This is a genomic window from Paenarthrobacter sp. GQ52, from assembly GCF_059759005.1.
The window spans coordinates 190,390-215,434 of the sequence record NZ_JCAXEJ010000007.1 but is presented as its reverse complement, the minus strand read 5'-3'; the positions used below and the strand labels follow the sequence as shown (position 1 = coordinate 215,434).

Below are 25,045 nucleotides of genomic sequence, written 5' to 3'. Positions count from 1 at the left end.
ACTGGCCCACATCGAGTCCTCCGGCACCACCCGCCAGGAAGCCTCCACCATCCTCGCCGCCCACGGCTAAGCACCACGCACAGCATCACCAAGAAGCATAAGGACTCCTCATGCTCCCCACGCGTGGTGAAATCGTCCCTACCGGCGGCATTGGGGCAGTAGTACGACGGCGGTTGGTTGCCTCTCTGAGGTGACTGGCCGCCGTCGGGGGTTAAGTGCCGCAGCGTTAGGTAATGAAACCGAAGCAATCGAACGCCAGCGCAGTTTTTGCTCAAGACAGGCACAATGTTCGCGCAGTGCACCAGGAGAGCCGGTCATGTCCGGCTCTTTTGGCTCCGCAAGCGCCCTGAAGCCGCCTCTCCGAAACTGAGTACACACGGCCTGTCCTGACTGCGGAAACTGGTCGGCACCCAAGTAGACCCCTGCCGAAAACTGAGTACTCGCCTGTGGGATGAGCGTATTCCCGACCCCTCGGTCGGGCGGAAAAGTGGGGTACATCCGAGAGTAGCCACAGCTCCGCGCTTGGTTGAACTATTGGGGCATCGCTTCATCCGACAACACCGATCGGATGCTGGGGGTTGCGATGCGGCTCCCCGGGACGTAGATCAACCAAGGAGTCTTATCATGCGCAAGCTTTCCAAGAAGAGCCGGATCACAGCAGCAGTCGCCGGCGTGGCACTGGTGGCAGTTGGCGGCGGAGCTGCCTACGCCTACTGGACCACCACGGGTTCGGGCAGCGGCGAGGCCACCAATGCGGCTGGCGGCGGAACCGTCACCCTCCACGCTGCGTTTGACGGCGGGCTCGCTCCGGGCAACCAGGTGAATGTGGCCTACTCGGCAGACAACGCCACAACCTCCAGCACGGTAGTGGGCGATCTCAGCGCCAACGTCACCACCAACGTGGCTGGTTGCCTTCCTGCTTGGTTCGAGGTCACTGCTGTCACCACCAACACCCCCGTGGCAGCAAATTCCACCGGGACCTCCGTGGGCAGCGGCGTGCTGAAGTTCAACGACAGCACCACGGCCAACCAGGACGCCTGCAAGGGCGCAGTGGTGACGGTCAACGTCACCAGCCTGTAGCACCTGCCGAGCCGGGGACCACCTTGCGAGTGGAGGTCCCCAGCCCGGCCGTCCCCGTTGCCTGCACGTCATCGCCTGAAAAGAGCCTCCATGGACCCCCGACCAAAGAGCGCCGCGTCACCGCACCTGACCGGGCCGTTGCACAGCGCCGGCCTTCCACTACGGGCGTTGTTCCTGGTGCTGGTGGTGGCGCTCATGCCCATGGTGACGCTGGCCGCTAGCGGCGGGCAGGACAACGCCGTGGCGAATGCAGCCAACGTATCCAAAGGGATCACGGTGACGCTGTCTCCCTCCAGCCGCACCGTGGACCAGGGGCAATCTGCCAACTACACGGTGGCTGCCTCATCGGTCGGAGGCTTCACCGGTCAGGTGACTTTCTCCGTCGTCGGCCTTCCAACAGGAACGGCGGCCGCGTGGCAACCGTCGTCGGTGGTCCTCTCCTCCGGCAGCACAGCCCAGGCGACCCTGACCGTGACCACGGCCCCTAACACCCCTGCAGGAAAGACTGGCTTCACGCTGAAGGCAACAAGCGGAACAACCCAGGCGTCATCGCAGGCGCAACTGCACGTGCTGGAAGCCAAACGGACTTTCGATGTTTCCGGCTCGGTTGACGGCATGCTGGCTCCCGGAGTCTCCAGGCCTCTGGACCTGCAGATTTCCAACCGGAGCAACAAAAGCATCGCGGTAACCAACCTGACCGTGGTTATCAGCCAAGTGGTCAGAACCCCCACCGCAGTCGCTGCCAACCTGCCCTGCAGCACTGCGGACTACAAACTCAGCCAATACTCCGGCCAGTATCCGTTGACCGTGGTGCCGGGCACCCGCTCATTGTCGGCCCTGGGTGTTTCCCAATCGGCGTGGCCCCGAATCCAGATGCTCGACACCGCCCAGCTCCAAGACGGTTGCAAAGGCGCGACCCTCAAGCTCACGTACTCAGGCACGGGACAGGCGAACTGACATGACTGCGACAGTCCGAACTCCCCGCATTCCCGGCAATGGACGGCTGGCCCGAACAGCCGCCGCCACCGTTGCCCTCTGCGTCCTGGGCGGCGCAGGGACCGCTTACGCGTACTGGGCTTCGACGGGCACCGGAAGCGGATCAGCAACGAATGGCACCATGCAGGCCGTCACGGTGGACGCCCTGGTCCCGGGCGATACCCTGCAAACCAGCTTGGTCCCCGGCGGAACTGCCGATGTCATTCTCCGTGCCACCAATCTCAACGCCCACGCCGTCACCATCTACGGCATTGCGGCGAATGGTCCCGTGACTGCCGATGCCGCACACCCCGGGTGCACCACCACCGGGGTGACGTTTACGCCCCCGCCAACACCGTTGACGCCACCGGTAACCATCCAGGCGAATACGTCCATCCTTTTGACGCTCCAAGGGACGGCCAGTATGAGCGCGGGTTCGCTATCTGTCTGCCAGGGCGCCCAGTTCAACGTTCCCGTGACGCTGGAGGTTCGGAAGTGAGCAAGCATCGCCGGTCAAAGGGCCCAGGGACCACTTTTGGCCTCTGGAACAGAATTGCCGTGATCGTGGCAGGTATTCTCCTCGTCTCATGGGGAGGGCCGGCCGCCACCGCCTTCTGGGGCTCGATCAGCGGGGGCCCCGGAGCCGCCAAGGCCGACACCGTAGCCCAAGGCTCCAAACCCGTCACCACTGTTTCCGGGGGCAACGTGACGGTCACCTGGGCAGCCAGTACGACGGCGGCAGGACGGTCCGTGACCGGCTACAGCATCGCCCGCTACGCCACGGCGACGGCGGGTACCAGGATCGCTGCGGCAGGCACGTGTACTGGAACAGTCGCCGCTCTTATTTGCGCGGACAGCAATGTTCCTACCGGCACCTGGTACTACACGGTCACGCCGTTGCTATCGTCATGGCAAGGCGCGGAAAGCACGCGGAGCGCCGCGACGGCCGTGGACGCCACAGCGCCTGGAGCTCCTGTTATCACTGCTCCTGTTTACGTTTATTCCAGCAATGTGGACAACGTTCCCGTCAGCGGCACCGCCGAACCCGGTTCAACCGTGGTGCTCACGGTCACTGGTGCCGGGGCCCAGCCTTTGACGGCAACCATGACGGCTAATGGGTCCGGAAACTGGACGGCACCACTCCTGAACATGAGCGCCTTCAACGAAGGAAATATCAATTACTCAGCCCGTGCAACGGATGCAGCCGGCAACACCAGCCCTGCAGGTACGGCAGATTCCACGAAGGACGTGACTGCACCGACGGTGACCGGGGTTCGGTTGAACAACGGCGGAGCCACGGCCGGCAAGGTTGAGGCAGGCGATTACGTAACGCTGACATTCTCCGAGCCGCTCAAGGCCAGCACCATCTGCAGTACCTGGACCAGCCCCGCCAGCACCCAAACTGTGAGCGGCAACGGGAACAACCGGGTTGTGGTGAATGTCAGTGCCAACGACGCTCTCACCGTGACCACCAATAGCTGCCCGGTGCTCAGAGTAGGCTCGGTTGCCCTCGGAGGAGACTACACATCGAGCAATTTGAGCTTCAATACAGCTAACAGCGGCGGCATTTTGCACTGGAGCTCGACATCCCAAACACTCACCGTCACTTTGGGTGGAGGGAACGCTGGAGGGGCGACCCTTACTTCGACCACTATCTTCCCGACTTACACCCCGGCCTCCGGCCTGACTGACGTCGCCGGCAACCAGCTTGGCACCTCGTCGGTACCAGGAACCCCGTCCGGCTTCTGATCTCAGGAATTTGTCCGGAGATAGTGCCCCTCGCACACGTGATGAGGGGCACTATCTGTACCTAATACCGGGGCAGCCCTAAAACCCGGGCGTAACCTTGAAGCGGACGCCAGCGCCGCCGTCGTACGTTTGATCCTGCGACGAAAGGCGAGCTGCCACTTGAAGGCTGTAGCGGAAATGTTCACGATGGGTCCTGGGAACAAGGACCACCATCCCGCACTCCGCTGCGCAGTAGGTGTGTTTGTTCCGCTGATTACCTTGACCCTGCTGGGTCGACTGGACCTGGCAGTGTTCGCCTCCTTCGGTGCGTTCACGGGGATTTATGGCCGGAACGAACCCCACAGCGTGCGTTTCCGGAGCCAGTTGCGCGCCGGCGGTTTCATGCTTTTGATCGTTCTTCTGGCCACACTCATGGCCCGTTTTGCGCAGGCCGCGGGCATGGAAGGTGCAGCTTATTCCTGGCTCCTGACGGCTGCCACCACTGTGGTGGCCGGTGTCTGCTCCGTGGTGGTGGCCGCTTGGCGGCTCCGGCCCGGCGGCTCGCTCTTTCACATTTTTGCCTTCGCTGCCATTGCCTCCATCGCCGCGCAACCTCCCCTCTGGGAAGCAATGCTGGTGGCGGTGGGGACCACAGTCTTTTGCTTGCTCATCGGCATGTCTTCGCGCGTGCTCAGAAGCCACCGGACACCGTGGAAACGGCCTCCGCGCATCCGTCACACCGCAGCTGAGCGCCGGGCGATCTGGCTTGAGGGCGGTGGTTATCTCGTTGCAGCAGGCCTGGCGGGGACCATCGCAACGTTGGTTGGGGAGCGACTCGGGTTCGGGCACACCTACTGGGCCATGGTGGCGGCCGTGGTTCCGTTGGTGGGCCACTCGACGCGTCACAGGGTCAGTCGTGGCATCCAAAGGATCGCGGGAACCGTGATCGGACTGGCGCTGCTGGCCGGCATTCTCTGGCTCAACCCTGCACCGTGGGCCATGGTCCTGGTCATTGCTGCGTGCCAGTTCGGGGCGGAGATGTTCATCGCGCGCCAGTATCTGGTGGCGCAGGTTTTCGTGACGCCGCTGGCCTTGATTGCCACGCTGTTGGCCGCGCCGGTTGATCCGGCTTTGCTGCTCCGTGACCGCATCATCGAAACCGTCATTGGTGCCGCCGTCGGAGTGGCGGTCGTAGTGGCACCTGCTGTTTGGCGGCGTCTGCGGGCGAGTGGCCCGGGTGCATAAGCTCTGATGCCCAGAGGTTCGGTCCGCATCGCCTCGTCATATCACCTAGGATCAATTGGTTAGACAATCGAGATACATGTCTACCAGAGGATTGTTGATGAGCGATAAAAGTGAACGACAGGGCTATTGGTACGGCTTGGAGAGCCGCAAGCAGATGGGTGCCGTGGACGTCCTGAATGCACTCAGGGACTACCGATCGGCCGAAGCCGACATGCGGCGCCGAACCCAGGCTTCCATGGGGATGGGCGAAACGGACCTCATGGCGCTCCGCTATTTGCTGGAGGCCGAGCGCGCAGGCCGGGATGTGGGGCCCAAGGAATTGACTGTCCGCTTGGGGATTACTTCCGCTTCCATGACCTCGCTGGTGGACCGGTTGGTCAGGTCGGGCTATGTCACCCGGGAGCCAAATCCTGCCGATCGACGAGCGCTCATTCTCCGACCAACTCCAGGATCGGACCAGGAGGTCCGCAGCACTCTGGGCGATATGCACGGGCGAATGATGGAGGTTGCGGGCACCCTGAACGCTGAGGAATCAGCGGTGGTGGTGGACTTTCTTAGGCGTATGCGAGAAGCGATTGACGCCGTTGCCACCTGATCTCGACTGGACTTAAGTAGTAAGTACACATATAACTAGATAGCCAAGCTACTTACTAGGGAATGTGTGGGAGAGAACGATGACAGTCGCGCTGCGTGAACCAAGCTCCACACCAGTGGCTGAAAATACCGTGGACATTGTCACGGAACAGGCTATCCCCCAGGGACCCGTGCACTGCGGTTCCCATATGGCTATCTCCGCCGGACCATCCTACGACTCCATGCAGTGGGTTTCTGTAGAGCCGATCTGGCCGGAGTGGGCCTGCGGTTGCGGCTTTCGCATGGATATTGACGCACTGGACCCCGTCAGCGGTGTCTGGATCGCGGCTCTCCGCCGGCAGAGCCTGCAGCATGAGCTCGCCGTGGCCCAGAACACCCTCGAGCTGGCGTTCAAAAAGGCGGTCGACGGCGGTGTCGATCCTCGCGCTCTGGCCGACCTGACCGGAGTGCCTGCCACCGAAGTCGAATCCCTCCTTCAGTGACGCTCCTTGAACGGGCGGCTGTCCGCGCTGATCGCGGGGCCGCTGGAATTGATCGTCAGGGCGCCGGAGCTGATCGTGGGACAGTAGCTGACCACCACGCAGTAGCTGCCAACCAGGTGCACCCCGAGGTGGTGCTTGGAGGACGCTACCGACTCGGCGCCCAGCTGGGTGGAGGTTCGGAAGCGTATGTCAACGAGGCCCGGGACCTGCTCTCAGGCAAATCGGTAGCGGTGAAAATCTTCAGGTCAACGGACTCCATGGACAACGCGCCCTTTCGGCGGGAGCTGGAAATCCATGGACGGTTGCGGCACAGGAATATCGTCAAGGTCCTCGACTCCGGCGACACGACAGGAACCGGGGACACGCCAGACGCCGGGGGCGTCGGCAGCCAGAAAGGCCGCAGCTTCGTCGTGATGGAGCTGGTAGGCGGCAAGGACCTGCGTGGGTTCCTGCAGGATAATCCCGCCTCCCCGGAGCAAACGGCGGCCTGGATGACCGATATTGCCCGCGCCCTGGCCCATGTCCATCGCAGGGGAATCGTCCACAACGACATCAAGCCCGGCAACATCCTGGTGGACTTCGCGTCCGACCCGCGCGGTCTTGGAATCGCGAAACTGGCGGACTTCGGAATTGCCCTCAACGGACGCCACGCTGCGCCCAACTCTTCCTCGGGCACACCGCATTACCTCAGTCCCGAAGAGGTATGCGGCGGAACGTCCACAACCGCCAGCGACATTTACTCGCTGGGCCTGGTTGCACTCGAATGCCTGACCGGAACCAAAGCGTTCCCAGGCCCTCCCCTCGAGTCCATGGTGGCAAGGACTCTGGGGGAACCCCGAATTCCCGGCACGGTGCGGCGGCGCTGGTCCATGGTGCTTCATGCCATGACAGACCCCGACCCTGCCGGCAGGCCGTCTGCCAGCCAAGCTGTCGGCATGCTCCGACGGCTCAGCTGGTAGCCAACAATCAGGCAGATAGCGGCATGCGTCCTTATGCCGAACTGGGGCCTCCTTATGAAAGAGAGAATGAAAAATGGGAATCATCGGTTGGATTATTTTGGGTTTGATTGCCGGCGCCATTGCAAAGGCCATCATGCCCGGTAAGCAGGGTGGCGGCTGGATCACCACGATCCTCCTCGGCGTCGTGGGCGCCGTTCTGGGTGGTTGGATCGGCAGCGCGCTCTTCAAGGTGGGCATCAACGAGTTCTGGTCGCTGTCCACCTGGCTGCTCGCGATCGGCGGCGCACTGCTGGTCCTCATTATCTGGGGACTGGTCACGCGCAAGAAGGCATAACTGCCTGAACACTAAGAGGCCCCGACGCTGCTGCAGTTTCTGCAGGGTCGGGGCCTTTTCGCTGCGTTTTAGAGGGCTATCCGGCCGAGTAGCCGAGTGCTTGGTCGATGAACAGGCGGGCCTCCAATCCCGTGGCACCCTTGGGGTGCTCCCCTTAGAGTGAGTGATGGGCGGGGCCTCACGTTCCCTGGGAGCAGCCGGGGGACCGCGGTACGGGTGAGTGCGTGCTTTTAGGACTCGACGACGGGTGGCCCGCAATGCGGTCACTGGTCAGAACCCGGCGTGCACCAGCCCGTCGGTCACAATTCTCCCGTAGCTGGACGACTGCAGATGACATCCAGGGGTCGGTTACGCTGCTCAAAGCCACGCCACTCCGCACGCATAGGGCCACCAATGACGCACTCTTTTGCAGCTGACCACGCCACCCCGCAGAAGGGAAGTTCGCCCAAACCTTCGCCCGAACCCAGCGTCGAACCCAGCGTCGAACACAGCGCCGCCGGCACCGCCTTGGGAGCCTTCGGAATGGTGGCCGTCGTCGGTGTATTCGCGCTTCTCCTTCACACGCTGGCTCAGCATTCGCCGCGGAGTGGTCCCGGCTACGCGGGATGGTCGCAAGACGCCGTTGACACCCCGTTGGGCGCCGTGCGCTGGTTCCTGGGCGACATGACAGAGCCACTGTTCTACAAGTCCGATCTCGCAGCGCTCGGATTTCTCGCGGGCGCCGCGGTCGCGTGGTGGGTTGGCCGACGAGGTGCGAAATGGGCGGGCTCGCTTGGCTATGGGACGGGCCTTTGGCCTTGGGTCCTGGTATCCGCGTCCATGAGTTTGATTCTGTCCAACCTGGTGTTCGGCTGGATGCTCGACGACGGATGGCAGCCAACGTTCGTGCCTTTCGTTTGCGTCGCGCCCGCCCTGGTCCTGATGTACGGAGCGGGTTGGCGGGCCTGCATCACCGGCGCGGTCCTGGGGGCGGCCACCACCACACCCTTGGCGTTGTTGTTCATAGTTACCGTCTCAGAACCGCTCGGCCTGCCACCCGTGGTTGGGAGTGTCCTCGCAATGTCGGTGGGTTCGGTCATCTCGTTCCTGGCCGCCCGGCGGATGCCGTGGCTTGTCCTGCGGGAGCCGCGACCGGCTACGCAACCAGAGTTGCCGCCGTCGAGCTTCAACCGAAACTTGGCTGGCGACGCCGCCTGGGCTGCGCGCAGGGTGCTCAAGGACTTCACTGAAACGCATTTTTTCGCCAACGAGCTCGCCGCCGCCTGTTTGATCCTGGCTGTGGCGGCGGCATTTGTCCTGAACCCGGCGCTGCCGTCGTACGGGACGGGCCTGCTCCCTCACATACTGTTTGCCCAAGCGTTGACCTCGGCCATCGGCGTCACGCTGTGGCGGGGCTGGTACCGCGACGGCGGGTGGGCGGCCACCTACGCGTCCGTGGTGTCAGTGGCTCCTGCGGCAGTCCTCGCGTATGGCGGCTCCTGGACGGGAATGGTGGGCGGCGCCGTGGTGGGTGCGGTCCTCGCACCGCCTCTGGCCAGGGCAATTTCCGCGCGGTTGCCGGCCGGCTTCCATCCGGTCATCGGCAATACAGCGGCCATGGCCGTCTCGACGGCGATTGCCTTACCCGTGATTGGGCTGCTGCCCTAGTTTGCCCGCGACAGTTCGCTCGTCCGGCTGCCTCTTTCGGACAGCTCAGCCGCCGACGTGGTGAATTGTAAAGGCGCTCAGGAATCCGACGGCGGCCGTCAGTCCCGTCAGGTTGTGGTGCTCCTCAAAGGCCTCGGGAATCATGGTGTCGGCAAGCATGGCCAGGATTCCGCCTGCAGCGATGGCGGTGATGAACGCGATGACGGTCTCCGGAGCGTTTTCCAGAGCGGTGTACCCCAGGAGCGCGGCAAGCCCGCTGAACACCGCGATGCCGGCCCACGTGCCAAAGACGTATGCGGGGCTGCGTCCGGCCTTCTTCATTCCTGCTGTGCTGGACAGGCCCTCCGGAACATTCGAAATGAAGACTGCGGCGAGCATGGCCGGACTAACTGCCCCTCCGGCGAGGAGGCCGACCCCCAGAACCACCGATTCCGGAATGCCGTCAATGAGTGCACCTACTGCGATGGCAGTGCCGCTCCCAGGGGAGTCCTTTTCTGAGGGCTGAGCTCCGCCGGAGCGCTTGCGATGCTTGGCCCCGGCGCGGGCAAGCAGGGCATTGGAGCCCACAAAGATCAGTGCGCCCAGGAGAAAGCCCAGGACCGTGGGGAGCAGCCCGCCGCCTTCCCCGGCCTCGTCCACCAGTTCGAAAGCCAACGCAGAGATCAATACCCCGGCGCCGAAGGCCATCACTGTGGACACGATTTTGGGCGGCACTCTCCATACCCATGCGATACCCGCCCCGAGGACCAGCGCACCGCCGGCCAGAGTTCCCCACATCAAGGCCTGTAACCACATTGGCATTCGTCTTGCCCTCCCATCAGCCGTTCGTGTGCATCAAGAAGTGTTGCACATGAGGTCTGTGTGGCTGCTGAAAGTCTTGATGATTTCCTGAGGAAGAGCAGGATTTGTTCTTGATCCGGGCCCTGCACAGTAGTTCTTGTCAGCCAGAGAGGCTGGAAAACGAACGGCCGGCCGGACCACGGTGGCCTCCCGAAAGGACCATACTCAGATGGCCATCAGCCTCAAGACCACCTCCGGTAAGATCCTCGCGTCCGTCGCACTGGTCGGCACCGCAGCCGCAGTGGCAGGCATGGGCACCTACGGCGCCTTCACCTCCTCCACCTCCGCCTCCCAGGCAGTCACCGCCGGCACCGTCACCATCGCCCTCGGAACACCCGGCCCGGCCAACACCCTCAACGTCCCCGTCGCAGGCCTGCTCCCCGGCGACAAGGTCGAAAAGCTCGTCACCCTGGCCAACACCGGCAACTCGGACCTGAACAACGTCACCCTCACCACCTCCGCCGGGACCACCGCGTCCCTGCTCACCACCGATGTCACCAACGGCCTGCAGCTCACCATCGAAAACTGCTCCGTAGCCTGGACCGGCGCCGCAGCCCCCTACAACTGCACCGGCACCAAAACCACCGTGGTGGCCCCTTCACCGGTGATCGCCGCGAACAAGGTCCTGAACAACCTCACCTCCCTGACCTCGGCCAAAACCGACAACCTCAAAGTCACCACCGCGTTCCCCACCACCGCGAACAACGACTTCCAAGGCGCCACCTCCACCATCGCCTTCGCCTTCACCGGCACCCAACGCACCGAAACCACCAAATAGACACAGCAACACAACAGCCCCGCCGGGCCTGGTCGGGCGCCCCCCTGCCCGATCAGGTCCGCCGGTAAAGCCCTACCCAACAACGAAAGGAACGCCAGGCAATGAGCACCATCACCAGCATCAACGAACCCGCAGTCCAGGGCCGGCGTTCCGCCGCGCAGGCCATTGAAACCGCAGCACCAGTTTCTGAGGCGGATACCGCGGTGACGCCCGCCTCCGCGACCCGGCCCAACGCCGTCGTGATTCCACCGGAACCTGCCGCCACAACTACGGTCAGCGGCAAGCCGAGTGGTCTTCGACGGGTTGCCGGCAAGGTGGTTAGGGGAATCGGCGTGGGCATGCTGGTCCTTGCTGCCGTGGTGTTCCTCTTCCTGGCCATCGGGCCGCGGGTCTTCGGTTACCAGACCTCAACCATGCTGACCGGGTCCATGGCCCCGCTTATCAACCCGGGAGACGTCGTCGTGACCGTCCCCACGCCCGTCTCGGACATCAAAGTAGGCGACGTCATCACCTACCACATCCCCGTCGAAGACCAGCGTGTGGAAACCCACCGCATTACAGAGATCACCACCACCGCAGACGGCGGCTTCGCGGTGCAAACCAAGGGCGATGCCAATAACGGCATCGACCCCTGGATCGCCACCCTCCAAGGCAAAACCGTGGACAAGCAGATCGCCACGATCCCGCACGTCGGCAACGCCATCCGCGCCCTCCGCGAGCCGATCGTCATGAACACCCTCATGTACGGCGCACCCGCCATCCTGGTCATCGGAATGCTCGGCTCCATCTGGACTAAAGAGCCCACCAAGTCATCGCCGGAAGACGCCGCAGCACCTCAGGCAGCAAGCGGTGAGTGAGGACCCGGTCCCCACGCCGGCGCCGATGACACTGGAACCGTGCAGGCTGCAGGCGCTGGCTGACGAGTTGGGAGATTCCACGCCAGTGCTCCGCTTTCTCTCTACGTACCTGTCCATGCTGCCTGACCGGATTCGCAGTATCTCCAGCGGCCTGTCCACGCACGACGTCAACGCGAGCATGGACGCCATCCTGAGCCTCAAGATCGCCTCGGGCATGGTTGGCGCCCTGGAAACAGAGGGCCAGTGCCGAGCCATGGAAATGATGATCCGCGAAGACCACTTTGATTCCGCCGTTCAGGCGTTCACGGCGCTTCAAAACTCGACGGACCGCTGTTTTGCTGCAGGACCGCAGTTGCTGGGGAAGGCGCGGGAGTCGCTCTGCTCCACGCCCCGGACTAGCTTTTAGCGCTCAAGGTGCCGTTCAGCGCTCAGCCAGGACGCCGGTGTCGGCGGTCCGGACCTCATGCGGCACGAGGAACAGCGCGGCCACGGCCAACACACCGGCGGCAGCGAACACGTAGAAACCGGCAGGGTAGGCAATGTTCGCAGCGACCAGGGTTCCCGTAACTGCAGGTCCAACGATCGCGCCGAGCCGGCCCACTCCTGCGGCGAATCCCAGCGCGGTTCCGCGGAGCCGGGGTGGGAACAGCTGGCTGACCCAGGCGTAGACCAGCACCTGCGAGCTGAAGACAAAAACGCCGGTGACAAACACGGCAGCGTTGAGGAGGAACTCATTCGGGATCTTGACGCTCAAAATTGCCAGGAACACCGCGGACAACCCGAACCACATCAGCACGATCTTCTTTGTCCCGTGTTTGTCGGCCAGGATTCCGGCAACGAACAGGCCCGCGACGGCACCGAGGTTCAGGACAAGCAGCAGCGTCAGGCCAGTGCTCACGGGGTATCCGGCGGCCGCCATCAGCTGCGGCAGCCACGTGTTTAGGCCGTAAACCAGCAGCAGCCCCATGAATGATGCGATGCCAATGCCCACGGCAACCATGGGATAGGGCTTCTGCAGGAGGTCGCGGAAGCCGGTCTTTGGTTTTGTGCCCGTTGAATGCTCGACGGCGGTTGTTGTGTTCGCGGGTTCACGCGCCTTCAGTTCGCTGGACTTGGCGGGGCCGGTCTTGGCGGAGGCTGCTTCGGGGAGCGATTCCGGCAGCTTGACCCACAGGAAGGGCAGGAGCAGCAGCCCGGCTACACCGCCGATGATAAACATGAGTCGCCAGTTCGGAACGATAAAAATGGCCAGGAGTGCCGTTGCCACAGCGCCAACATGGTATCCGGTCATGGTCCGGGTGGTGGACTTGCCGGCGGACCCGGCTGGAGCGTAGTCATTGATGTATGCCAGGGCCGCGGGGAGGCAGGCGCCCAAGCCCAGCCCTGCCAGCATACGAAGCAGCGAGAAGACGGCGACGTTCGGGGCGAAGGCAACTCCGATGGTGAACAGCGAGAAGCTTGCGACGCAGGCGATCAGCAGTTTACGGCGTCCGAATTTGTCTGAGAGCGGCGCGATGAAGAGAGCGCCAAGGCCCACACCCACCAAGGAGATGGTGGCGGCGAAAGTGGCTCCGACTGCGTCGAAGCCCAGCTCGCCGGTCTTGATGAGTGTCGGGATGACGGTGCCCAGGACCACCAGGTCGAAGCCGTCCAGCACCATGGCCAGCCAACAGAGCCAGACAGGCCATTGGGAGCGGCGGGCAGATGACATCGTTGGCATAGCGTCCTCGGTACTTCTTGGTGGTTGGTGCCGACCACAGAACGTTCGGTCAGTCATGAGAGTTGTATCACCGCATCATGTTGCCTGGCACACGTTCTACCATTGAATGGAAGACAGCTCAGGGGTACATGTCACTGAGTGACCAAGTAGCAGTGGTCAGGCGTGCCCGAGAACTATGACCCAGAACGCTGACCGATAAACCAGGAGTCCATGTGGCCAACTCAGCATCCGGCGATTCCGTGGTGGACCGTGTTGTGCGGGTCATGGAAGCTTTCCCGGAAGGGGTGACCTCCCTTCAATTGAGCGAACTGGCCGACCGCGCCGGACTCCCGCTGTCGTCAGCTCATCGGCTGGTCCGGCAACTTTCCGAGCATGGACTGCTGGATCTTGGTGCCGGCGGGACTGTTCGCTTGGGACTGCGTTTGTGGGAGCTCGTCAACCGGAATTCGCCCACGCTGGCTCTGCGACAGGCAGCCATGCCCTTCATGGAAGACATTCAGCAAGTCCTCAACCAGAACGTGAATCTGGCTGTGCTTGACGGATGGGAAGCCCTTTTTGTGGAGCGGCTTTCCCGGCGGGGGTCGGTAGCCAACCGGGCGCGTATCGCCGGACGGATGCCGGTCCACATTTCCTCTGCGGGTCTTGCCCTGATGTCCCACCAGCCGCGTGAACTGCAGGCGGAGTACCTCGAGCAGTTCGCAGATCCGGCTGGAAAGGTGAGCGCCGACGTCGTGCGTCATTTCCTGGCCGAAGCAGCCCAACAGGGGTACGCGCAACTGGCTGGCGTGGTGGACCCGGACACGTGGGGCATTGCCGTGCCGGTGATCAATGCCAAGCGTCGAACCGTGGCGGCGCTCGGAGTAGTGGTGCCCCTTGCGGAGATGCGGCTGCAGGCTCTGGTGCCCGCGCTCCAGACAGCGGCCCGGGGGATTGGCCGCCAATTGGGGGACTAGCCCTTCCTTCCGTTCAACGGAATTGTTGTAACGCCAATCACGCCATGCGGGCCACACTGATTCCAGATTCATCCCGCTTCCGAGTAAGCCGGGATCCGCAACGAAGCGAGGAAAACCATGGCACGTACACCAATCACGACCCAAGTCGCCATCATGGGCGCAGGTCCCGCGGGCCTCATGCTCTCGCACTTGCTGGCCAAGCAGGGCATCGAATCCGTGGTGGTGGAGATCCGCAGCCGTAAGGAAATTCAGGAGACTGTCCGCGCTGGAATTCTCGAGCACGGCACCGTTAAGCTGCTGGTCGATTCCGGCGTTTCGGACCGCGTGTTGCGCGAAGGTGACCGGCACGACGGCATTGAACTGCGCTTCAACGGTGAAAGCCATCGCATCAATTTCAAGGAACTCGTGGGTGAGTCCGTGTGGTTGTACCCGCAGACGGACGTGTTCATGGACCTCGCCGCGAAGCGCGAGGCCGACGGCGGCGACGTCCGATACAGCGTCACCGACACCACTGTGCACAACCTCGAAGGCAAGCCGAAAGTCTGGTTCACCGACGCCGACGGTCAGGATTTCGAAATCCAGGCCGACTTCCTGGTAGGTGCCGATGGGTCGCGCAGCCACTGCCGCTTCCAGATCCCCGAAGCAAACCGAAAGTGGTACTTCCACGAGTATCCGTTCGCATGGTTCGGAATCCTCGCGGAGGCCCCCCGCAGCGCCGACGAGCTCATCTATGCCAACTCTGCGAACGGCTTCGCCTTGATCAGCCAGCGCACCGAAACTGTCCAGCGCATGTACTTCCAGTGCGACCCCAAGGAAAACGTTGCCGACTGGGACGACGAACGCATCTGGTCCGAGTTCCGCAAGCGCGTCAACGGCAACGGCTTTGAGCTCAAGGAAGGACCTGTCCTGGAAAAGATGGTCCTGCCTTTCCGCAGCTTCGTGCACACCCCCATGCGTCACGGCAACCTTTTCCTCGCAGGCGACGCTGCGCACACCGTCCCACCCACCGGCGCCAAGGGCCTCAATCTGGCCATCCACGACGTCAAGGTGCTCTTCGAAGGCCTCGATTCGTTCTACTCGAACGGTTCGACTGCGCTGCTCGATTCCTACAGCGAGCGGGCCCTGGACCGTGTGTGGAAGGCCCAGCACTTCTCTTACTGGATGACGTCCATGCTTCACACCGTTCCCGGAGCCGACGACTTCGATCGCGCCCGACAGCTTGGCGAGCTTCACTCCGTTGTCACATCTGAGCACGCCAAGGCGTATCTGGCTGAGTCGTACACAGGCTGGCCGACTTCGCGGTAGGTCTGGTCGCTGGTCGCAAGTAGGCGGCACCGGCGCACCCGGGTGAAGCGGGTGGCAGGCAGCACCCGGGTGAGCAGGCAACAGGCAGCATCCGCGCGCACCCCGACTCATGTCAGCCGGGCTACACCACCTTTATGTTCTCTGGGGTGTGTGGTGGTGGTTACGTCGTGGTGTTTGTTGGGGGTCGAGGTGGGGTGGGGGGATGAACCAGGGGACCCCGGTGGTGATGTCGATGCGCCATTGTTCCTTGTGGATGAGGTGGTGGTGGTGGCTGCAGAGCAGGGTGCCGTTGTTGGTTGATGTGGTGCCGCCGTTTGACCAGTAGGTGGTGTGGTGGGCTTCGCACCAGGGTGCGGGGATGGTGCAGTCGGGGAAGGCGCAGCCGCCGTCGCGGGCGGTGATGGCTTTGCGGATGTGGGGTGGGAAGATCCGGGTGGTGCGGCCGATGTCCAGGACGCGGGAGTCGGTTCCGAGGAGGACGGGGATGATGTCGGCGTCGCAGGCGATTTTGCGGATGGTGTTCGGGTGGATCGGGCCGGTGAAGGTTGCTGTGCCGGTGCTGAGTCGTTGGTGGTCGTTGACTTGTTCGAAGAGGTCGCGTTCGTCGATGGTGACGGTGAGTTGGGGTCGGAGTCCGCCGTTGGAGGGCAGTTTCCCGGTGGTCATCGCCAGGGCGCAGGCTCCGACGAGGCCGTCGAGGAGTTTCCGGGCCCGGCTGCGGCGGTCCAGGTCCGGGCCGCTGGGCTTGCTGCCGCTGGGATTGGTGCCGGTGGGATTGTTGCCGGTGGTGAGTCGTGGGTTGGTGGCGGTGTTCATGGCGGTGGTGAGGGTTTCGTATTGTTCGGCGGTGGCGAAGATTTCGAGGTGGTGGAGTCCGTGGCGGCGTCGGCGGCGGAGGAACGCGCCTTGGAGTTGGCGGAGGACTTCTTCGGACGGTTCGGTACCGTCCTGGTCGATCCTGTCGGTCCAGCGTTTGGTCATTTTGGTGACGAAGTCCGGGTCGGATTCCATCGCGGTGGTGGTGAGGGCGTGTTCCATCCGGGTGATGGTGTCCTCATCGGTGAGTTGCCGGACTGTGTCCAGGGCGGTGCTGATGATCGTCGCGGACCGGGACGGTACCAGGGCTGAGGAGAGGGCGTCGGCCAGGACTTCGCGTCGGGCCGGGATCTGTTGCCCGGCGATTCCCGCCTGGGGCAGGACGTCGGGGGCGAGGGCGAGCCTGCGGCGGGCTTCCCCGATGCTGATCCGCAACCGGGCCCGAAGGAACTCAGCGGCATTCCGGTACCCGTCATCCAAAGGGCTCACTGAATCGGCGGCCGCTGTAGCCGCATCTGGGGTACTGCGAACTTCCGAGGACATCGCCGCGTTCACAGAACTTGCCGGGGTTTCGGATGCTGGCTCTGGTTCAGTCCACCCCGTCCGCCACCCCGGCCCGGCCCCGAACGCGGACAGCCCCGGCGACGCTTGCTGTCCTTCCTTCCGGGTCCGTTCCACCGCCTGCGCCGCGACGACCTGCAAGTACTCCAACGACCGGGAGATCTCCTCGACCCTGCCCGCGAAATCGGCAGCCTCAACAAAACCAAACAACCGCGCTTCATCGGCCGCCATTGATCGCAACGCATCCGCTGCGGCAGCACACTCATGGAGCGCCGCTTCCACTACTGGCAAACCCGGCGCCGAGGATTTCGGCCGCAGCAACTCCGGCCGTAGCGGCTCCGGCGCCTGCTCGGGGGCGGAGGCCTTGGGCGAGGGCAACTGCTGGGGCACCTCCTCCTCGCGCGCCGCATTTTCGGGCGTGGAACATTCGCGGGACCTTGGAGGCGCAGATTCCTGGGCAACGGGCGCCGACGCGAGTCGAAGAAGTAGCTCAGGAACCAGTGAGGTTTCCGCGTCGGCGTCTGCCGTCGTCGGGCGCTCACGCGTTGGAAGCGGGGAAAACGTGTCGAGCGGGGAGGGCGAGACGCGCGTGGGCATCTCACTGGCGTCGGACGAACCCGTCCGCCGCGCCAAAACCTGCCCTATGCCTTCCATAACTCAACTCTGTCAGGATGGCGCCACATCTATCAGCCCTCATTGACGCCATGTGGAAAAGTCAGTCCACGGCTCAGGTTGTCGAAAGATCGGGGCTCCAGGACCTACCGTACAAACATGACTATTGATCCAAGTCCAAAATCACCGGTCCGGCAGTTGCGCCTCGTCGTGGAGGCTGAGGACTACGAAGCTGCGGTGGCATTTTTCCGCGATGCCCTGGGCCTCACCGAGCAGGCTGCTTTCGAAGGAGAGGGGGATGCGCGCGTCACTATCCTCGAAGCCGGCCGGGCTACCCTGGAGATTTCCAACCCCGCCCAAGTGCGGCTGATCGACCAGGTAGAGGCCGACGGCCAGCCCAGTGCCAAGATTCGCCTAGCCTTCGAAGTGGATGATTCCGCAGCAACCACTAGAGATTTGGTCGAAGCAGGGGGCACCTTGATTGCTGAACCCAGGGAAACCCCGTGGAAGTCATTGAATTCGCGACTCGAAGCACCCGCAGGTCTCCAGATCACGCTGTTCCAAGAGCTTGAAGCCATCGAAGAACGAAGCTCGAAAGCGGGTTTCAAACGACCTTGAGCCAGTGTCGCGTGTGCCGGCCCCAACTTTGGGCGGCGCCTATCAGACGACTCCGTCTTGGTGATCGATGCCCGCTTGATCGACCTTTCGGTGGAAGCGCATGCCGGCCTTGCCGCCGACGATGGCGCCGAGTAGGGGGATGATCAGGGCGATGACGAGACCGATGATGCCGCTGGTGGTCATCAGGCTTCCGTCGACGGGAATCTGCGGTGCGCCGTTGAGATTGTCGAGAATGTTGAACTGGCTCCCGGCCACCGCCGCGAGGACTGCCACGATAATGGCGATGATGATGCCCCACAGCCACACGGCGAGCCCCTGTTTGGCTCCGTCGAAACGGGCCATGCGGCCAGCGACGTACCCTCCGCAGTAGTAGGCCAGGAACAAGACCACTGCGAGGACGATTCCGCTGACGATGCCCAAGGTTTCCGCATTCTGCTGGGCCTGGTCTGCCGCCTGTTCGGCGCCGGACGGATTCGCTGCTCCTACCCCCACGCCAATGGCCGTGGCTAAGGCGCTGAGCAGGACCGTCATCCCGATGGCCGTCAGCCAGCCAAAGAAAGCCGAGCCCCATTTGATGCCGCCGAAGCGTTCCTTTTCCGCTCGGACGACGTCGTCCCTACGGGCTTCGGGAGTGCTTGAGCCCGCACCATTTTCGTAGACCATGTCAGCTCCTAATCCGGGTGCCTTTGGTTAATCAAGCAAAACACCACCCCCGACAAGAAAGCAAGCATACTTACTAAAGTGCCGCATGCCTTATGAGTCGATTTCCGCCAAACCGCGCGGGACTTTCCGGGTGTCACCTGAAACCTGAAGCAACTGCAGGGCTCCCGCAGCCGCTGATCCCGGGTCTGCGGCGTACAGGAGCACCCGATGCCCCGATTCGTCCGGCGGCGTGAGTACCTCGAAGCTCAGCTCCAGATATCCCACTTCAGGATGGTGCAGGTATTTCACACCGGACATGCAGTTCTCCACCGGGTGTCGGGCCCAGAGCTTCGCAAAATCAGGGCTTTTCAAGGTCAGCTCACCAACCAGGGACGCCAGTTCCTGGTCATCGGCAGATTTTCCCGCCACGAGGCGCAATGACGCGACCGCCCTTCTCGCCTCTTCCGGCCAACGCGTGTACAGCTCCCGTGTGTGATCGTCGAGGAATAACAGTCGGGTCATGTTGGGACGAGTAGAGGGGGCCTCGGGCGCTGCGAAGTCCAGGTGGCCGGCAACGAGCCGGTGTCCCAAGGAGTTCCACGCCAACACTTCACTTCGACGCCCCAGCACCACCGCCGGAGTGCCGGGCATGGACTGGATCAACCGCAGTGTCCCCGGCCGCACTTTGTCCGGCTTTGCCGGCGTGCGGCGTTTCGTCTTTCCCGGACGAGCCAGGTTGAAGAGATGCACGCGTTCGTCTTTGCTGAGGTTCAGGGCACGAGCGATTGCATCGATGACAGCTTCTGAGGCGTTTGTACTCAGGCCCTGCTCCAGCCGTGTGTAATACGTAGTGCTGACTCCGGCCAGCATGGCCAGTTCCTCCCGTCGCAGGCCAGGGACGCGCCGGATGCCGTAATTTAGGACGCCCACGTCCTCGGGCTGCAAGGATGCCCGACGGATGCGAAGGAACTCCCCAAGTTCGCTATGTGTACCCATGCCCCCATTGTTCAGCTAATTGCCGGGGTTGTCCTGTCACTGCCAGTGGTACGCACAGCGGGGTGTGGTTACCGCACACGAAGACGGCCACGCTGAACGCATGCCAACAACCAAACGCATGCCAACAACCACTAGAGCCAGCCATCCCCACATCGAGCCAGCACAAAGCAGGGCCCCACAAGACAAGGCCCCACAAAGCATGACCACCAAACAACGGCTGGCGCTCATCGTCCTCCTGGCAGCGAGTTTCACGCTGGCCGTCGATTTCTCGATCCTCAACGTCGCACTGCCCGCAATCGGCTCCGACGTCGGTTTCTCGCTGGAAAACCTCCAATGGGTCGCAACGGCTTTTGCACTGTGCGCCGCTGGCTTCACGTTGCTGTTCGGCCGAGTGGCGGACTTGGCGGGTCGGCGGAGGATGTTCCTGATCGGTATGGCGCTGCTCGGGGCAGCATCACTGGCTGGTGGCCTGGCCACTGAACCGGCGTTGCTGCTGCTGGCAAGGGTGGGCCAAGGCATCGCAACGGCGATGGTGGTACCGGCGGCCCTGTCACTGCTTCTGGTTTCGTTCCCGGAAGGCCCTCTTCGGGACAAAGCACTCGGGCTCAATGGGTCCCTGATGGCCGCCGGATTCACCACTGGGGCGATCCTGGGTGGGCTGCTGACCGACCTCCTCAGCTGGCGGTGGGCGTTCTTCATCAATGTGCCCGTTGCGGCAGCCGTTCTCCTCATTGCACCCGTTGTACTCGCCGAAAGCCGGGCAACGTCCAAGCTACGGCTCGACGTTCCCGGCGCCGTTACGGTCACCCTTGGCCTGCTCGCACTCGTCTTTGGCCTCACGCATGCCGCCGAACACACTTGGACCCACCCTCTGACGCTCGGTGCGCTTGCGGCCGCCGTCGTCCTCTTTGCGGTGTTTGCCATGGTTGAAAGCCGGGCGCCGAATCCGCTGGTGCCTCTTGCCATCCTCAAGCGTTCGAGCGTGGCGTGGGGCAACGTCGCCGGAGTCCTGGCATTCGTTACCGAGACATCGCTGGTGTTCCTGCTAACCCTGTACCTGCAGCAGGTCCTCGGCTATACGCCGCTCGGTGCGGGTCTTTCCTTCGCCGTCCTGGGCTTGGGCACGGTGCTCGGCGGCATGCTCGGACCCAAAGTCATTGCGAGGGTCGGCAGCAAAAGGGCAATCGTGTACGGGTTCGTGGTTCAGGCAGCGGCCACCGGAGCGCTGGTGTTGCTCAGCTCGGATCCGGGGTCCATCGGGCTCCTCCTGGTGGCGACATTCATTGGGGGTGTCGCCAACCTGGTGGTCATCGTGGGCTTCATGGTGACCGCCACTTCAGGGCTGCCCGACGCAGATCAAGGCATGGCAATCGGGCTGGCAACCATGAGCCAGCAGATCGGCATCACCATGGGGATCCCGGTGATGAGCGCGGTATTCACCGCTCAGCTCCTTGCCCTCGGCGCGAACGACGCACCCGCGGTGCTGAACGGCGTCACGGTAGCCATCGCCGTGAATGCGGCCCTTTGCCTCGCGGCTGCCGCGGCCGTGGCGGTGTTCCTCAAGAAGGAAGCGGCACCAGTCGCTGCCTGACATACCTGACGAGGCGCGTTGGCGGGGAAACGCACGACGGCGGCAGGTCGCCGTCGTGCGTTTCCCGCGTTTGGTGCGGACCGCCGAAGCGGCGATCAAGGCTGCTGCGACGCCGCCGCGGTCGGTTCGAGATCGGCGAGGGTGAGCCGATGCGAAGGAGCTTTCGGCAACGGAACAGTGGAAGTTACGGAGAGATCCGGACCGACATGAACCAGCTCGCCGGACTCCATGGGCCGCCAGCCAGGATTGGAATCCATGGGTTCGGTGGCGAAGAGGACAAGCGGGGAACGGGAGAGCTCGCTACTCTTCGAACGGATCCGATGACTTCGGGCGTCGAGCGGGGCAGATGCAGAGGCCTGCCGTTCAAGCACGTACAACTCGTGGGTGGCCGGGTATCTCAGCGCCCACATGTCCGTTGCGGTGGTCAGGATGAAGTTGAGGCTGAAAACGGGGAGCTCCCGAGCGACCCAGTTGATGGCTCTCACTATGCCGGTCCCTACGTCCCCTCCGGCGAGGCGTGTTTCCGCCGTGATGAGTGCGAAAAGGCGCTCGCTGTCCGACTGTCCCAGCACCAGGTCCATCACGCCGAGCTCATTGAGGCGCTGATCAAGTTGGTCCAAACCGTGGAGAACACCGTTGTGCGCGAACAGCCGCCCGTCCTGCTCGAACGGGTGCGTATTGGCCATGGTGAGCGCGCCGGTGCTGGCGTACCGCACATGGGCCAGGAACGTGGTGCTCTTCAGATCCCTCGCTTCGCGGGCGAAAGAGTGATCCTCCCACGCCGCCAAAGGCTGTTTGGCTACATGCGCCCTGCCTGCCGTATCAAACGTACCTATGCCGGCGCCGTCGGGCTCGCGTCGGCTTTGCACGGAGAGGCTGTCCGGCGCATCCAACAACCAGAAGGTGGCACGCACCGGCCGTGGACCGGCGTGGAGCCCGAAGAGCCGACACATATGGAACTTCCCTTCCCGGAGTTAGTGGTGAAAGCCTTCTGACTGCTTGTCCGTGGGCATCGGCGCCGTGAGGCTATCGAGGTAGTCGATTTCCTTCTTGAGGTCAGCCAGGAAGCTGGAGGCGAGGTCCCGGGTGAAACCGTTGCGGACTACGATCCTTTGGACTGTGACCTCACTCAACCCATCGGGCAACGGGTAGGCCGGAACCAGCCAGCCGTTCATTCTGAGCCGTTCCGAGAGGTGGTGAAGGTCCCAATGCTCCGTGTGGCCATCGCTGAGCTGCCATGCGAATACCGGGATATCCGACCCGTCGCTCCAGAGGGTGAACGCGTCCATCGCCCCGATCTCGCTGGAGAGGTAAAGTGCCACATCCCTGGACGTCGCTTGGACAGACCTGTATCCGGCAAAGCCGAGCCGGAGAAACAGGTAATACTGCAGCAACACCTGGGCGCCGGGCCGGGAGAAGTTCAGCGCAAACGTTGGCATGTCCCCGCCGAGGTAGCTGACGTGGAAGATCAAGTCCTCGGGGAGTGCCGCCGCGTCCCGCCACACCACCCAGCCCAAGCCCGGGTACACCAGTCCGTACTTGTGGCCGGAGGTGTTGATGGAAGCGACGCGGGGGAGCCGGAAATCCCACACGGTTCCGGGTTGCAGGAACGGTGCCACCATGGCTCCGGAAGCACCGTCCACGTGGATGGGGATGTCCAGTCCGCGACGTGCCTGAATCTCGTCCAAGGCCTCGGAGATGAGCTCCACCGGCTCGTACTTGCCGGTGTAGGTGACGCCCAGGATGGCGACGACGCCGATGGTGTTCTCGTCCACATACTTGTCCAGGTCATGGCCGTCCAAGGTGGGATGCTCGGCCGAGACCGGGACGAACCGGGGCTCCACGTCCCAGTAATTGCAGAACTTCTCCCAGCACACCTGGACGGCGGAGCTGAGGATGAGGTTGGGCTTCTCCGTGGACTTGCCGGCAGCGCGCCGGTCATGTTGCCAGCGTCGCTTCAAGGCCAGGCCGCCAAGCATGCAGGCCTCGGAGGACCCGATGGTGGAGGTGCCGATGCTCTTCTCGGGATCCGGCGCATTCCACAGGTCCGCGAGCATCCGCCAGCAGCGCGTCTCGATCAGTGCTGTCTGCGGGTATTCGTCCTTGTCGATCATGTTCTTGTCGAACGTCTCGGCATAAAGCCTGGATGCTTCCGTCTCCATCCATGTCCCGACGAACGTGGCCAGGTTCAGCCGCGAATTGCCGTCCAGCATCGCTTCGTCGTGGACAACCTGGTAAGCCGTGGCCGGCAACGATTCGCCGTCCGGCAGGGTGAAGCGGGGGAAAATGTTGGATTCTCCGGGCCTGCTGAACAAGGGATTGAGTTCGACGGCGGTGTCCGGTTCATGCTGTGACGCTCGGTGGGATCTGCTCATGGGGCAACTCCTTGGGATCGTCCGCTCGCGGCGGGGCGCAACCTGTCCTCGGCTCACGCTACCCGGGACGGGCCGCCCACCCAAGCTTCTGAAGCGCTGCAAAGAGCGTACGACGGCGGTAGCTCGCCGTCGTACGCTCTTTTCGCCCTGGTGGCGGTCAAGTTAGCGCTTGTGAAGTTAGAGCCAGTGAAGTCCAGCGCAAGCTGAGGCTAGTCCGGAATCTCCCTCCGGAACCCGTACTCATCACAGTGAAATCCTGGGCGTGGCAAGCGCCATTGATTCTTCAATTGGGGCTTGCCAAGCAAACACTAAGCATGCTTATTATTTGGTGTTCCTTAAAGCCGACGGGTTGATTCGAGTCCCTGTCGGCGTCCGGAAACCATGCCTGGTGATGCAGCCCGCTTGGCAATCCACAGTAAGAGAACCGCATTCCAAGGAGACATCATGCTCGCGAGGGAAAACATTGACCGTTTGATGGGCCTCAACGGAAACGTCCGCACCACCGAAGGTGACAAGGTCGGCTCCATTGGCACGTTCTACACCGACGACGACACGGGTGAGCCCACCTGGGTGACCGTCAAAACCGGCCTTTTTGGCAGTTCGGAATCGTTCATTCCCCTGCAGGACGCCACGGTGGAAGGTGACGACGTGGTGGTTCCCTTAAGCAAGGACCACATCAAGGATGCCCCGCGTGTGGCCGAAGACGGGCACCTGGATCCGGGCGAGGAGAGCCGCCTGTACAACCACTATGGACTTGAGGGCAGGGACAGCTTCAGTGGCCATGGTGACTATGCCGGCACCACTACCGGCACGGTCGGGACGGCGGGCACTACCGGCACTAGGGATGCTGTGGACACAGACGCCAATTACACGCGGGATAGAGACACCAACCGCGACGACGACGCCATGACCAGGTCGGAAGAACAGTTGAACGTGGGTACCGAACGGCAAGCCACCGGTAGGGCGTGGCTGCGCAAGTACATCACCACGGAAAACGTCACCACCACGGTGCCGGTAGAGCGCGAAGAAGTCCGTTTGGAGCGCGAGCCCATCACGGACGCCAACGCCGGCGACGCCGTGTCCGGTCCGGATCTGACCGAGAGCGAACACGAGGTCACCCTGCACGAGGAACGGCCCGTGGTGGAGAAAGAAACCGTTCCTGTTGAGCGCGTTCGCCTCGAAAAGGACACTGTGAGGGACGACGTCAAGGTTGACGAGGAAGTCCGCAAGGAGCGGATCGAAACAGAAGGAACCGGCACGGGCGAGACCCGCCGCTAAACATACGTTGTGAGGCCCGCTCTGCGCCCCAAAGAGCCGGGAGAGCGTGCAGAGCGGGC

Annotated in this window: 25 protein-coding genes; 18 read left to right on the top strand and 7 right to left on the bottom strand. The window is 63.0% G+C overall.

Features of this window, described 5'->3' with window-relative positions:
• Positions 1–624 precede the first annotated feature (624 nt).
• The 10 genes from AC6CH8_RS12275 to AC6CH8_RS12230 all read left to right on the top strand — a co-directional run bounded on the left by AC6CH8_RS12275 (position 625) and on the right by AC6CH8_RS12230 (position 9,044).
• A complete protein-coding gene (locus AC6CH8_RS12275; RefSeq protein ID WP_498190813.1) occupies positions 625–1,080 on the top strand; it encodes a hypothetical protein in 456 nt (151 codons plus the stop codon).
• Positions 1,081–1,170: 90 nt separating this feature from the next.
• Entirely contained in the window at positions 1,171–2,037 is an 867-nt protein-coding gene (locus AC6CH8_RS12270; protein WP_498190811.1) for a COG1470 family protein, read from the top strand.
• A gap of 1 nt (position 2,038) precedes the next feature.
• The gene (locus AC6CH8_RS12265; RefSeq protein ID WP_498190809.1) at positions 2,039–2,554 is read left to right on the top strand and encodes a hypothetical protein; all 516 of its coding nucleotides are present in this window, start codon (positions 2,039–2,041) and stop codon (positions 2,552–2,554) included.
• Positions 2,551–3,804 (top strand): hypothetical protein, encoded by a 1,254-nt coding sequence (locus AC6CH8_RS12260; protein ID WP_498190807.1) that lies wholly within the window; start codon positions 2,551–2,553, stop codon positions 3,802–3,804. Before AC6CH8_RS12265 ends, AC6CH8_RS12260 begins: the two co-directional genes overlap by 4 nt.
• Before the next feature lie 159 nt (positions 3,805–3,963).
• The gene (locus AC6CH8_RS12255; RefSeq protein WP_498190805.1) at positions 3,964–5,028 is read left to right on the top strand and encodes an FUSC family protein; all 1,065 of its coding nucleotides are present in this window, start codon (positions 3,964–3,966) and stop codon (positions 5,026–5,028) included.
• 97 nt (positions 5,029–5,125) lie between these two features.
• On the top strand, positions 5,126–5,623 hold the full coding sequence (locus AC6CH8_RS12250) for a MarR family winged helix-turn-helix transcriptional regulator (RefSeq protein ID WP_498190803.1): 498 nt from the start codon (positions 5,126–5,128) through the stop codon (positions 5,621–5,623).
• A gap of 79 nt (positions 5,624–5,702) precedes the next feature.
• Complete coding sequence (locus AC6CH8_RS12245; protein WP_420179392.1) at positions 5,703–6,104, top strand: hypothetical protein; 402 nt, start codon at positions 5,703–5,705, stop codon at positions 6,102–6,104.
• A complete protein-coding gene (locus AC6CH8_RS12240) occupies positions 6,101–7,063 on the top strand; it encodes a serine/threonine-protein kinase (RefSeq protein WP_498190801.1) in 963 nt (320 codons plus the stop codon). The genes AC6CH8_RS12245 and AC6CH8_RS12240 overlap by 4 nt, the downstream gene beginning before the upstream one ends.
• Positions 7,064–7,136: 73 nt before the next feature.
• Positions 7,137–7,397 (top strand): GlsB/YeaQ/YmgE family stress response membrane protein, encoded by a 261-nt coding sequence (locus AC6CH8_RS12235; protein WP_091463889.1) that lies wholly within the window; start codon positions 7,137–7,139, stop codon positions 7,395–7,397.
• Positions 7,398–7,790: 393 nt separating this feature from the next.
• Complete coding sequence (locus AC6CH8_RS12230; RefSeq protein ID WP_498190799.1) at positions 7,791–9,044, top strand: hypothetical protein; 1,254 nt, start codon at positions 7,791–7,793, stop codon at positions 9,042–9,044.
• A gap of 45 nt (positions 9,045–9,089) precedes the next feature.
• Here the strand turns inward: AC6CH8_RS12230 and AC6CH8_RS12225 are convergent, their stop codons facing one another.
• Entirely contained in the window at positions 9,090–9,845 is a 756-nt protein-coding gene (locus AC6CH8_RS12225) for a ZIP family metal transporter (protein WP_498190797.1), read from the bottom strand.
• 208 nt (positions 9,846–10,053) lie between these two features.
• Here AC6CH8_RS12225 and AC6CH8_RS12220 point away from each other — a divergent pair, with 208 nt between their 5' ends.
• The 3 genes from AC6CH8_RS12220 to AC6CH8_RS12210 all read left to right on the top strand — a co-directional run bounded on the left by AC6CH8_RS12220 (position 10,054) and on the right by AC6CH8_RS12210 (position 11,925).
• The gene (locus AC6CH8_RS12220) at positions 10,054–10,662 is read left to right on the top strand and encodes a TasA family protein (protein ID WP_364307671.1); all 609 of its coding nucleotides are present in this window, start codon (positions 10,054–10,056) and stop codon (positions 10,660–10,662) included.
• A gap of 101 nt (positions 10,663–10,763) precedes the next feature.
• Complete coding sequence (locus AC6CH8_RS12215; protein ID WP_498190794.1) at positions 10,764–11,519, top strand: signal peptidase I; 756 nt, start codon at positions 10,764–10,766, stop codon at positions 11,517–11,519.
• Complete coding sequence (locus AC6CH8_RS12210) at positions 11,512–11,925, top strand: Hpt domain-containing protein (protein ID WP_420179386.1); 414 nt, start codon at positions 11,512–11,514, stop codon at positions 11,923–11,925. The genes AC6CH8_RS12215 and AC6CH8_RS12210 overlap by 8 nt, the downstream gene beginning before the upstream one ends.
• Before the next feature lie 15 nt (positions 11,926–11,940).
• Here the strand turns inward: AC6CH8_RS12210 and AC6CH8_RS12205 are convergent, their stop codons facing one another.
• Positions 11,941–13,239, bottom strand: coding sequence for an MFS transporter (locus AC6CH8_RS12205; protein WP_429330822.1), 1,299 nt, complete (start codon positions 13,237–13,239; stop codon positions 11,941–11,943).
• A 212-nt stretch (positions 13,240–13,451) separates the two neighbouring features.
• Here AC6CH8_RS12205 and AC6CH8_RS12200 point away from each other — a divergent pair, with 212 nt between their 5' ends.
• Together AC6CH8_RS12200 and AC6CH8_RS12195 are read left to right on the top strand one after the other, a co-directional pair.
• Positions 13,452–14,192, top strand: coding sequence for an IclR family transcriptional regulator (locus AC6CH8_RS12200; RefSeq protein ID WP_476117650.1), 741 nt, complete (start codon positions 13,452–13,454; stop codon positions 14,190–14,192).
• A 117-nt stretch (positions 14,193–14,309) separates the two neighbouring features.
• The gene (locus AC6CH8_RS12195) at positions 14,310–15,497 is read left to right on the top strand and encodes a 4-hydroxybenzoate 3-monooxygenase (RefSeq protein WP_498190791.1); all 1,188 of its coding nucleotides are present in this window, start codon (positions 14,310–14,312) and stop codon (positions 15,495–15,497) included.
• A 132-nt stretch (positions 15,498–15,629) separates the two neighbouring features.
• On the opposite strand, the gene AC6CH8_RS12190 is transcribed toward AC6CH8_RS12195, so the two are convergent.
• Positions 15,630–17,528: an HNH endonuclease signature motif containing protein gene (locus tag AC6CH8_RS12190; RefSeq protein ID WP_498190789.1), complete on the bottom strand. Its 1,899-nt coding sequence runs from the start codon at positions 17,526–17,528 to the stop codon at positions 15,630–15,632.
• Positions 17,529–17,645: 117 nt separating this feature from the next.
• Here AC6CH8_RS12190 and AC6CH8_RS12185 point away from each other — a divergent pair, with 117 nt between their 5' ends.
• A complete protein-coding gene (locus AC6CH8_RS12185) occupies positions 17,646–18,104 on the top strand; it encodes a VOC family protein (RefSeq protein ID WP_420179381.1) in 459 nt (152 codons plus the stop codon).
• Between the two features lie 42 nt (positions 18,105–18,146).
• Here the strand turns inward: AC6CH8_RS12185 and AC6CH8_RS12180 are convergent, their stop codons facing one another.
• Both AC6CH8_RS12180 and AC6CH8_RS12175 read right to left on the bottom strand, forming a co-directional pair.
• Positions 18,147–18,767, bottom strand: a complete 621-nt coding sequence (locus AC6CH8_RS12180; RefSeq protein ID WP_091463864.1) for a hypothetical protein — start codon at positions 18,765–18,767, stop codon at positions 18,147–18,149.
• Positions 18,768–18,857: 90 nt separating this feature from the next.
• Positions 18,858–19,742: a helix-turn-helix domain-containing protein gene (locus AC6CH8_RS12175; protein ID WP_498190787.1), complete on the bottom strand. Its 885-nt coding sequence runs from the start codon at positions 19,740–19,742 to the stop codon at positions 18,858–18,860.
• A 199-nt stretch (positions 19,743–19,941) separates the two neighbouring features.
• On the opposite strand from AC6CH8_RS12175, the gene AC6CH8_RS12170 reads away from it, so the two are divergent.
• Positions 19,942–21,333, top strand: coding sequence for an MFS transporter (locus tag AC6CH8_RS12170; RefSeq protein ID WP_498190785.1), 1,392 nt, complete (start codon positions 19,942–19,944; stop codon positions 21,331–21,333).
• 95 nt (positions 21,334–21,428) lie between these two features.
• Here AC6CH8_RS12170 and AC6CH8_RS12165 read toward each other — a convergent pair whose 3' ends face one another.
• Together AC6CH8_RS12165 and gad are read right to left on the bottom strand one after the other, a co-directional pair.
• Positions 21,429–22,286 carry a class II glutamine amidotransferase gene (locus AC6CH8_RS12165; RefSeq protein ID WP_498190783.1) on the bottom strand — a complete coding sequence of 286 codons (858 nt, stop codon included), beginning with the start codon at positions 22,284–22,286 and terminating at the stop codon, positions 21,429–21,431.
• Between the two features lie 21 nt (positions 22,287–22,307).
• Positions 22,308–23,708 carry a glutamate decarboxylase gene (gad, locus tag AC6CH8_RS12160; protein WP_498190781.1) on the bottom strand — a complete coding sequence of 467 codons (1,401 nt, stop codon included), beginning with the start codon at positions 23,706–23,708 and terminating at the stop codon, positions 22,308–22,310.
• A 444-nt stretch (positions 23,709–24,152) separates the two neighbouring features.
• Between gad and AC6CH8_RS12155 the strand changes: the two genes are divergently transcribed.
• A complete protein-coding gene (locus AC6CH8_RS12155; protein ID WP_498190779.1) occupies positions 24,153–24,986 on the top strand; it encodes a PRC and DUF2382 domain-containing protein in 834 nt (277 codons plus the stop codon).
• Positions 24,987–25,045: the final 59 nt, after the last annotated feature.